Genomic DNA, 10212 nt, shown 5'->3' on the forward strand with positions numbered 1-10212 from the left:
CGCTCCTGAAGGGGACTTGACGCCACGCTCACGTGAGCTAGATCAAATTCTTCGTTTAGCCGCCTAGACCACCAGTTGCAACTTTTTGATACTTAGCTCAGGAATTTAATTTCTGGGTCAATTTCTGCAAAAGTATAGAGTGCAAGGATTCAACCAATCGATATCCTGCTGTGAAAATCCATTTTCTAAAATAAACTATTAAAGTACTTGACAGTAACCCAGGACTAGCTGCTATATTAAATAGGGTGAAGTTGTTGGGGCGTAGCCAAGTGGTAAGGCAGCGGGTTTTGGTCCCGCCACCCCTAGGTTCGAATCCTAGCGCCCCAGTACACATAGAGACAGGCATTACAGCCTGTCTTTTTGCATTTAAATTTAGATAACTAAAAATCTGTCTCAATTCATCCAACTCGATAATAGTTACTTATCAGGAGATTTCAGAGCTTGATCTAAAATCTGCCGAGCCTGTTCTGCTTTAGCTCGCGCTTCCTGGTAACGCACATTAGCTTGGGCAAAATTTTTGAGAACTTTAAAACCTTCTTTGAGTCGAGCAATTTCCTCTTCACTCACCGAATCGTCGGTGAACAGAACATCAACCGCTTTGCGAATTTCTAGCGCTTCGTCTCGTGACTCCTGAACTTTCAGCTTGAGTGTGGCCAAGTTACTCAGAACCTGAACAGCTTGTGTAATGCTATCTTCACCGCTAACAGTATCAATAGTTGGCTCTTTAACTTCAATCAGTTGTTGAGGACTAAATCCTTCTTCCAGTTCTGTGGGTAGCTTACCTGCATCCATCAGTTCCATCAACTGATCCATTGCTTTTTCACGGGCTTTGACTGAATCTTTTCCAGAAACAGTGAGGATAATTTCTGGGCTTTGAGCGAGAGTGTACTGAACCATATTTGAGCAGAAAATTTGCTGGTTAACTAAACCGAGGAAGATAATTTTAACATATTGAGTGTCAGGTTATTTGTTGGTTTATCCACTTTAGTCTTGGTTTATCAAATTTATGTAATTTCTATATCTAATGATTTCACCTTTTATTTCTGCCCCTGCCAAGTCGCTCAAAATAAAACTTTATACTTAAGAAAAGGGAAATAAGTTTCAACAGGAAGGAAGAGCAATGGCTCCCAATCCCACCATCATGCAAGCTGTGGAACAACTGGGCTACCGTGTCACCGTTGGTGATGTGTCAACCCAGGTAGGATTGAATGTAGCTGAAGCTAATCAAGGATTGTTAGCCCTGGCATCTGATGCTGGGGGGCATTTACAGGTCGCGGATTCAGGTGATATAGTTTACCTTTTTCCCCAAAATTTTCGAGCAATTTTGCGTAATAAATACTTCCAATTACGATTGCAGGAATGGTGGAAAAAGGTCTGGAGTGTTCTGTTTTACCTGATTCGCACTTCTTTTTTAATTTTCTTAATTGTTTCCATCTTCCTGATAACTGTTACCATCTACATTATTACTACCTCTACCAACTCAGACCGTGACGGCGACAATCGGGGGAGTAATTCAGGCGGTGGAGGGTTCTTCTATTTTCCAAACTTTTTTTGGTATTTTAACCCAAATTATGATAACCACTACCAAGAACGGAGAGGTGGAAGACGGGAACAAAGCGATCTGAATTTCTTTGAAGCTGTGTTCTCGTTTTTGTTTGGTGATGGTAATCCTAACGCCAACTTAGAAGAACGTCGCTGGCAAGAAATTGCTACGGTGATTCGGAGTAACCGTGGTGCAGTGGTAGCAGAACAAATCGTCCCATATTTGGATAATATTGGCGAGGGATATACAAGAGAGTACGAAGATTATATGCTGCCCGTTCTGACGCGATTTAATGGGCAACCAGAGGTAAGTCCAGAAGGGCAAATTGTTTATTACTTCCCAGAGTTGCAGGTGAGTGCAGCCAAAAAGCGCCGTCATTCAATATCTGATCACTTGGAGGAATTGCTTTGGCGTTTTAGTGCCGCAAGTTCGGGGCAAATTATGCTGAGTGCTGGGTTGGGTGTACTAAATTTTGTCGGTGCTTTAGTACTGGGGAGTTTGTTAACAGATGGCACGGTTGCTGCTCAATTAGGTGGACTGGTAGCTTTTGTACAAGGAATTTATTGGCTACTATTGGCTTATGGAGCAGGCTTCTTAGGCATACCTTTATTGCGTTATTTCTGGATTCGGTGGGGTAATCGCAAAATAGGCGATCGCAACCGCGATCGCCTTTCCAGGGCAAAGCTATTGGCAAATCCTGATGCACCTTTGCAACAAAAAATCGACTATGCTCAACAATTTGCCACAGAAAGAATCATTGGCAACGAAGATTTAGTGTATTCCAGCGAAACTGACTTACTCGAACAGGAAGCTGAACGTTCTGCACAAACTGACGCTGAATGGCAAAAGCGCTTGGAACGTGGAAGTGGAGAATAGGGAATCGGGCATTGGGCATTGGGCATTGGGCATTGGGCATTGGGCATTGGGCATTGGGCATTGGGCATTGGGCATTGGGTTAAGTAAACATTTTTTCGCTTCCCCTTTCCCCTGCTCCCCATGTTCTCTCATCCCCAAGTCCCAATCCCTGATTACTTCGCCTGAATTGGTGTGAGAGCTACACCTTGGTAATAATGCCCCAAAATTTGCAGGTGATTCACTCCTTGCCGAGCCAGATTGTACGCCCCCCATTGACTCATGCCCAAACCATGACCAAAACCAAGCCCTTGGAGTACAAAAATACCATCTGCTCCCTTAGCAATGGTAAAGCGGGTACTTTTTAGTTTCAGCGCTGTCCGCACTTCCTCGCCCTTTAGCATCTTTGTGCCCTTATTGCCAACAATTTTTAAGACTTTAACACTACCAAAACGCGAGAATGTTTCTGGAATCATATCCTTGACATTGCCCACCTCAGGAAATTTAGCGCTAATTTCAGTAGGGGAGAAGGTTTTGATCCAATTACACTGTTTGATATTTTGATCGTAGTCTTGAACAGCACGCAGGTAAGGCAGGGTATTTCCCCAAACCTCTTCTACGTTTTCGGTGTGTCCCCCAGAACAAGCGTGGAAGACTGAGAGAATAATCCGGTTTTTGTAAGTTAGTACCTGCCCTGCTGTGGCATCAACTGCTTTGTAAGTAGCAGGAGATTCACTAATTACACCTTTGTAAATTTGCCAACGATCTGGGGTATTGCCTAAATCGTAAACGGGATTATTCCGTTGTTTTTCTCGCTCGTAGAGAGCGTAGGTGCGGGCAGCGATCGCTTGGGCTTTTAGGGCTTCTTGAGGCCAACTAGCATCCATTTCGCCACCGAGAACGCTGTAGAGATATTCTTGGTCATCAACCCAATTAACAGCAGTTAAGCCTTTATCTGTGGGGACAACCAGAGTTCTGCCCCGATACCAGCGATCGCCAATATAAACGAATCCTTTACCAGTTGGCTCAATCCAAAATAAACCAGACTGCCACTTATCCAAAGCAACTCCGCCAGGAACGGCTTGGGCATAATATGCACTCATCGCTGGTAATTGTCCGAGAGTGCGGCCAGTACTATCCTTGACGATTCCAGTGGTGGAACTGCCCACTTTTACCTGATTAACTCCCCGCTCAATTGCCACGCGCAGGATTACAGACGCTTGAACTGGGGCAACCAAAGCAATCCACAAGAAGATACTTACCCACCAATGACGTACTTTAATCTGAGAAAATAAAAAGCCTAAGTAAAGTTGGAATTTCATGCTGATCATCTAATCATACCAGTATCTAATGCTCTGGATTATGGCGTCTACTACTTTAAGATGAGACACTTCTCCAACGCCGGAGGTTGCCACCTGCTACTAATTATGCATTTTAGTTTAGCTATGGGATAGAAATTAGTCTTTAGTAATCTGGCAAAGGGGTAGGGGAGAATGATTTGTAACTGTAATTTGGTAAGACTTACGCAACAAATCTCTCAAACTGTCATTTCTCCGTGTTCTCTGCGCTTCTGGGGTAGCCTGTCTTGAAAAGTGAGGCTCCTCTCCTACTGCTCTTTTTTCCTTGCTTGAATAAAAAGCGATCGCTTTGGCTGTTATCGTTGCTCCGTACTGGTCAGGCATATAATCAATATACTGGACGTTTGCAAGTCTTTCTTTACCCTTAGCTTCTATGACGTTCCCTCCCTGGTAAACTGCTAGACAATTATTATCCGACAAGCAATTCGCCCTACAAACAAGGTGGAAGTTTTGTTCATTGGGTTTAGCTTGGGCGATCGCATTCGCTCAAAGTTGGCGGATTGCATTTCTAATATTGGCAGTACTGACAGTACTGCAATTTTCAGATTTAATGACTGATGTGCGTTCCGTTTCCGACAGACGCGGGTTGTCCGTTGAGCGGCGTTTGCACCCAAAATTCTGGATACTGCTTGCCATAAGCGATGTCTACGACGGGCTACGCCTACGCACCAGGATATTCCATTACTCGCTTGCAGCCAAGCGTCACCAGCACTTTGTCGTAGAAGGCAACAGATCGCTCAAATTGATTAGTGCCGAGCGAGACGTGAGAGAGAATGCTGAGATTATCATCCATGTTTGAATCCTCCATCTATTTTGTTTGTGAACGCAAAACACATCAAAGTGTGCGATGAGTCTGCTGCTGAACAAAAAAGCTTCCGCTTAATGGCTATGTAGGGTAGATTAGCCCACTTAGAAGGCGATCGCTTTGGCAGATAAAAGTTTTTGAGCAAATAAATAACTTTTATAGACTATTTAACTTCATTAGCGATAATTCCAACTAAATTCAACTTACTCAAAATTTCTGTAGCTTGAGTTAGTTCAGTTCGGGTTACTTTACCCATGCGCTCTACCATCACAATCCCATTACAAAAAGATGCCACAATCCTGGCATCGACTGTGCCTAAAATTGGTGGAGCGTCTATCAGTACTAAGTCATAACTTTGCTCAAACAACTCTATCAATTCTTTCATCCGTCGAGAACTGAGTAATTTCACCGTGTCTTCTGGTATAGGCCCAGCAGTCAAAATATCAATGGAGGGGTGAATCGGCTGGATGTAATCTTGAAAATGGGTAGTTGTCTCATCAATTAATAACAGAGATAGTCCCCAGTCATTGGATAGTTCCAGTATTTTGTGCAAGCTAGGATTCTGGAGGTTAGTATCAATTACTAATACCCGTCGATTCATTCGGGTAGCGCTAGCCACAAGCCCTAATACTAAGGTTGTCTTCCCTTCCTGTGGTAGTGCCGAAGTCAACATTAGCGACTTGAAAGGTAAGGGATATTTTAATATTTGAATATTTTGGTAAATCATGTCCAGAGTTTCATGGACGGGCAATCTAGCACTAGCTTCTACCACAGAAGGAGGTAAAGTTCGCTGTCTATTCCAAGACAGGTCTAGGAGCCGCTTCTTCGGATAACGCGACGGTAGTTTTGGTACCGACCCCAGTATACGCAAGTTCGTCAGTTTTTTTAAATCTGCCGTACAATAAATAGCGTCATTAAACTTTTCCAAAATCAAGGCTGCTAAGATACCTAAAATTGGCCCAATTACTGCTCCCGCAAGCAAAAGTAATAATCTGTTGCTCCCCATATAAGTACCTAGAGCAGGTTCTACCAAAACTTGCCAGTTATATCCTTCCTGAGCAATTTTCAGTCCCAAAGACTGTTGTGCCTGGAGCAGTTGTTCAAGGGTTTTGCGACTAGTTTCGACCTTTGGTAGCAGACGGTTATACTCTGCTATTAAGCTTGGATATTTGTTTAGCTCAGAGCGGAGGCGCTGTTCTGACTCTGCTAAACTCTTTTCATTAGCAATCAGTCCTAAAACATTTGTCTGCACCAAAATTAACTCGTCTACTAGCTTTGGTTCAACCCCTACTATTTCCCCTTTTAAGAGTGGTTTTCCCTTACTGCTAGTAGTAATTATCTTCACTTCTTGTCGTAATAGCGACAGTTGACTTTGACGCTGCTGTTTGAGTTTTTCTACCGATGGGTAATCGTCTGTGTAGCGCAGCCGCTCCTTAGCCAACGCTAGTTCAGTCTTTTGAATTTCACTCAATAATGTTTGGTAGCGGCTTGACTGATTTAGACGAGAAGAAATTAGGGCATTTTGCTGGGACGAGGATGCTATTTGTTGTTCTAGATTTTCGTAGCGAGCGTTTACATCTTGAAGGTTGGCACGAGTGCTTTGTAGCTGTTTTTGAATATCAGCTAAAGATTCTAGCAGTATTTTACTTTGTGCTTCGGGGTTAACTAAATTATGTTTCTTGCGAAACTGTTCCAAATTTTTATCAGCTTTACTCACCTCTTTTTTTATTTCTGGGAGGCGGGCATTTACAAAAGCCAGTCCTTTATTTAGACGCTCTTTTTGTTGTTCTATATTGTAGTTTTGATAGATTTTTTGTAGAGCTTGAAGTATTCTTTGTGCTTTGATTGGATCGTCATCACTATAAGAAACTTCAAAGACTTTATTAAAAACTTTATTAGCTTCTATCCCTTCTTCTTCTTGAGTCACTTGCAGAGGTGCTTTTTTGCTCTGTTCTTGTTGACTATTGATATCCTCTAAGGTAATATCAGGATAATCAGGATGGAGTAAATCTACGGCTTTCTGGAGCAGCTTTGAACTCAGCATAAGTTTCATCTGAGTATTGTAATCAACAACTTGAGAATTGGGGTTAGTAACCTCGCTGTCTACCCTTCCTGGGATATTATTTAACTGTGCCCCTTGAGATAAATTGGAACTCACCAATATCTGCATATTGCTCTGGTAAGTAGGTTTGGCAATAATAGCCAAGAGGCTAGCCGCTGACATAACTACACAGGAAACTCCTAAGACAAGAAAGCGTCGGCGAAGCAAAATAGTAGATAATTGTCTGATGTCAACTGCCCTTTGTGCTGAAGTAGTAACCTGTTGCTCTTGATTCAGACTAGTCTTAACCACTATCAAACTCCTCTAATATCGAAACACTATATTTGGAAAAATGTCAGATTAATTGTTTATACCTATAGCCACGACAGTATGCTTAATTATCCTGCCAACAATGACAAGCTTATTTGGCACTATATTATGCCAACTAGCGCTTTCATGTTCATCAATTCACGCATATAAGTTCTTAATCAGTGTTGGAAGAATAAATTTTCAATAAATATTTTATTTTCAGAAGAAAAATCTTGACGAAAAATTAATTATTTTTCCTAAGCTTTTAAGTAAAGAATTATCTGATTCACAACGTTACTATATATTAAAGTTATTTTGATAATTTGTAATATAAAAAAAATATTTAAACCATACTATTTGGACATTATTGATACACTTAGTTAACCGTAAATTATTGGTTAACTAGTTGACTTACTCGCAGAACTAAACTGCTGTCTATTGGCTGGACGGTATAGTTGTCCTACTAAACCTCACGATAGAGTCTGGTTAATTTTAAATTTTAGATTAAAGGGATTCAATCTAAAATCTAAAATTTAAACGCTTATCTTGGTTAACTCTACTTCTCGCCGCCTGGGTACTTCATGAATCATAAAATCATAAGCCATGTCAGTACAGGGAAAAATAGCACGGGCTTCCTGAAGGAGATCCTTCAACTCCAAGGTATTTCCGGGAGCATAGCGGGGACTAAAATGACTCATAATCAGCCGATGTGCCCCGGCTGCTAAAGCTGTTTGCGCTGCCATTGTGCTTGTGGAATGCAAGCGCTGAAAAGCCATATCTGCATCTTGATGGGCAAAGGTTGCTTCGTGAATTAATACATCTGCATCATGAGCTAATTCCACTGCACCATCACAATAAATTGTGTCTGTACAATAGGCAATTTTTCGCCCAATTTCTGTAGGGCCGCACAATTGGCTGCCATCAATCACCCGTCCATCGGGAAGGGTTACTGTTTCACCACGCTTGAGTTGACCATAAATCCGGCCAGGAGGAATTTGCAACGCTTTAGCTTTTTCGATATCAAAGCGTCCCGATCGGTCTTTTTCGGCTACGCGGTAGCCGAAAGCTGTAATCCGGTGATGCAAATTTCCGCAGCTAACGGTGAAGTCTTCATCTTCATAAATTACCCCTGGACGGATAGCGTGAACTTTGATGGGGTAGGAAAAGTGTGTGTAGGAGTAACGTGAGGCTGCTTGAATGTAATCATTTAATCCAGCTGGTCCATATATATCAACTCGTTGCACATTGCCAGCCAAGCCACAAGTGGCAAGAAGTCCCATCAAGCCAAAAATGTGGTCGCCGTGCATATGGGTAATAAAAATTCGGGAGAGTTGGCTGATTTTCAGTTCACTCCGCAAAATTTGATGCTGAGTACCTTCGCCACAGTCGAATAACCACAGCTCTGCCCTTTGGGGTAGTCTCAGGGCAACGCTGGAAACATTGCGCGATCGCGTAGGTACACCGGAACTCGTCCCTAAGAATGTTATCTGCACAGCGTTCTTTAGTCTTCCTATTGCTCAATTTGCAGCTCTATTTTCTATAGTGGCACGGTTGATGAACAAAATGCTTGAGGTTCCAGAGCAACTTGATGACGCAGTTACTCCAAAAGATTGATCTCTCTTTTCTTACTCCCCTCTCCGTTGGCGTCAGCCTGACGCTAACGGAGAGGGTTTGGGTATGAGGTTATGCCGGATAAATCCGCAAACGCCGATTTGGTTCTTCGCCAAAACTGTGCGACTTGAGGCGATAGTGTTCTACCAACTCGTGTTGCATTTTGCGGACTTGGGAAGAACGCGGCAATAACTCGACTGGCTGTCCTTTGGGAATCACAATTTGCTCAACGGCAAGTCTGGCTTCTTCAAGGGCGTCCATCTCATCATCGCTGCCACTGTGCAGAAACAGTTGCAGTTCTTTGTCATCAGCTAATTCTGGGTCATCGATATTCAATAACCGCCGCAAGCCACGGGTAATTTGCGGAATGGTGCTGGACTTAATCACATGAATGGGTACATGACGGGCTTTCGCCATTTGGCGTAATTTGGCGTGGTTTTTGACGTGCGATCGCAGCGCTAAAATTGCATCAGCACTATCTATATCTTTTGTCAATATCACGGGTAAAGTTAACACGCTGATTACCTGTTCGAGTTGGTGGCGGCTAACGCCATAGGGGTAAACGTGGAGTGGCAAATCTTCACCATTCGGCCCTGGCAGTCTGTTAGCAGTACCTAAATCGATGCTCTCAGAATAATTAAAAGATTCATCCAGCAAGCGGTCAAACTCACTCCGCCCAGTTACCCGCTCTACAGGCAATTGCGGCAGTGCTACCATTTGTCCAGATGAACGCCAACCGTTAGACGGTCGCGCCGATGCGAAAGATTCGTCTACTGTGGCTAAATGTCCACCACGACCATTGACAACAGCTAACTGCCTTGTAACCGCAATTTTGCCCTGGTCATCAACAGTTCTCGTTTGTGGGCTAGCCTGACGCCCCCGTAACAGATTATCTACTGTATCAGCAACGCTTTCGTGTACCGTCCAACGCTGGCGTTCCAGCATTTCCACCGCAATCTCAAATGTCGGCGGAGCTTTACGCTCCAAAACAGTCTTTTGAGAACCTCTGCGTCTGGCTTCATCATCTCCCAGTGTCACAGCTTGAATCCCCCCAACTAAATCAGCCAGAGTCGGGTTTTTAATCAGGTTTTCGATCTGATTACCGTGGGCAGTACCTACTAACTGTACACCCCGTTCCGCAATGGTACGAGCCGCTAAAGCTTCCAGTTCTGTACCAATTTCATCAATGATGATCACTTCTGGCATATGGTTTTCCACTGCTTCGATCATCACTTGATGCTGCTGTTCTGGATGAGCTACTTGCATCCGCCTAGCGCGACCAATGGCTGGATGGGCAACATCACCATCCCCAGCGATTTCGTTGGAAGTGTCAATAATTACCACTCGTTTATGCAGATCATCCGCCAAAACCCGGGCAATTTCCCGTAAGGCTGTAGTTTTGCCCACGCCTGGACGCCCCAGCATGAGAATCGATTTACCCGTTTCTACCAAATCGCGGATCATGCCAATGGTTCCGAATACCGCCCGACCAACACGACAGGTCAAACCAATAATCTTACCCGTGCGGTTACGGATGGCGCTAATCCGATGTAAAGTTTGCTCAATTCCTGCCCGATTATCTCCGCCAAAGGTTCCGACTCGTTGAGTGCAATCATCTATCTGTTCTTGAGTAACGGGTACTTCGCTCAGATACTCAGCTTGATTAGGAAAGCGAGCCTCTGGGCGACGACCC

General features: G+C 43.6%; 8 protein-coding genes and 1 tRNA gene. 3 read left to right on the forward strand and 6 right to left on the reverse strand.

Annotated elements, in window-relative coordinates; translation table 11 throughout:
- Window positions 1–255: 255 nt before the first annotated feature.
- Window positions 256–327 (forward strand) — tRNA-Gln (locus tag ACEW80_RS21045).
- Between the two features lie 90 nt (window positions 328–417).
- Here the strand turns inward: ACEW80_RS21045 and ACEW80_RS21050 are convergent.
- Window positions 418–897, reverse strand: coding sequence for a hypothetical protein (locus tag ACEW80_RS21050; RefSeq protein ID WP_373528459.1), 480 nt, complete (start codon window positions 895–897; stop codon window positions 418–420).
- Window positions 898–1120: 223 nt separating this feature from the next.
- Between ACEW80_RS21050 and ACEW80_RS21055 the strand changes: the two genes are divergently transcribed.
- Complete coding sequence (locus tag ACEW80_RS21055) at window positions 1121–2419, forward strand: hypothetical protein (RefSeq protein ID WP_373528460.1); 1299 nt, start codon at window positions 1121–1123, stop codon at window positions 2417–2419.
- 152 nt (window positions 2420–2571) lie between these two features.
- Here the strand turns inward: ACEW80_RS21055 and ACEW80_RS21060 are convergent, their stop codons facing one another.
- Both ACEW80_RS21060 and ACEW80_RS21065 read right to left on the reverse strand, forming a co-directional pair.
- On the reverse strand, window positions 2572–3717 hold the full coding sequence (locus ACEW80_RS21060) for a SpoIID/LytB domain-containing protein (protein ID WP_373528461.1): 1146 nt from the start codon (window positions 3715–3717) through the stop codon (window positions 2572–2574).
- A gap of 135 nt (window positions 3718–3852) precedes the next feature.
- The gene (locus ACEW80_RS21065) at window positions 3853–4173 is read right to left on the reverse strand and encodes a hypothetical protein (protein ID WP_373528462.1); all 321 of its coding nucleotides are present in this window, start codon (window positions 4171–4173) and stop codon (window positions 3853–3855) included.
- A 37-nt stretch (window positions 4174–4210) separates the two neighbouring features.
- On the opposite strand from ACEW80_RS21065, the gene ACEW80_RS21070 reads away from it, so the two are divergent.
- Window positions 4211–4552 (forward strand): hypothetical protein, encoded by a 342-nt coding sequence (locus tag ACEW80_RS21070; RefSeq protein ID WP_373528463.1) that lies wholly within the window; start codon window positions 4211–4213, stop codon window positions 4550–4552.
- A gap of 169 nt (window positions 4553–4721) precedes the next feature.
- Here ACEW80_RS21070 and ACEW80_RS21075 read toward each other — a convergent pair whose 3' ends face one another.
- The 3 genes from ACEW80_RS21075 to ACEW80_RS21085 form a co-directional block, all read right to left on the reverse strand.
- Entirely contained in the window at window positions 4722–6911 is a 2190-nt protein-coding gene (locus tag ACEW80_RS21075; RefSeq protein WP_373528464.1) for a GumC family protein, read from the reverse strand.
- A gap of 530 nt (window positions 6912–7441) precedes the next feature.
- Window positions 7442–8401 carry a ribonuclease Z gene (locus ACEW80_RS21080; RefSeq protein WP_373528465.1) on the reverse strand — a complete coding sequence of 320 codons (960 nt, stop codon included), beginning with the start codon at window positions 8399–8401 and terminating at the stop codon, window positions 7442–7444.
- 190 nt (window positions 8402–8591) lie between these two features.
- Window positions 8592–10212 (reverse strand): R3H domain-containing nucleic acid-binding protein (locus ACEW80_RS21085; protein WP_373528466.1); only part of this gene is annotated, 1621 nt, incomplete at its 5' end.

It is taken from the genome of Nostoc sp. (assembly GCF_041747015.1).
Taxonomy (GTDB): Bacteria; Cyanobacteriota; Cyanobacteriia; order Cyanobacteriales; family Nostocaceae; genus Nostoc.

Bases quoted from the DNA above. Each gene is read 5' to 3' on its own strand.
- ACEW80_RS21055 (WP_373528460.1), top strand. From the start codon at position 1,121: ATGGCTCCCAATCCCACCATCATGCAAGCTGTGGAACAACTGGGCTAC.
- ACEW80_RS21050 (WP_373528459.1), bottom strand. From the start codon at position 897: ATGGTTCAGTACACTCTCGCTCAAAGCCCAGAAATTATCCTCACTGTT.
- ACEW80_RS21060 (WP_373528461.1), bottom strand. From the start codon at position 3,717: ATGAAATTCCAACTTTACTTAGGCTTTTTATTTTCTCAGATTAAAGTA.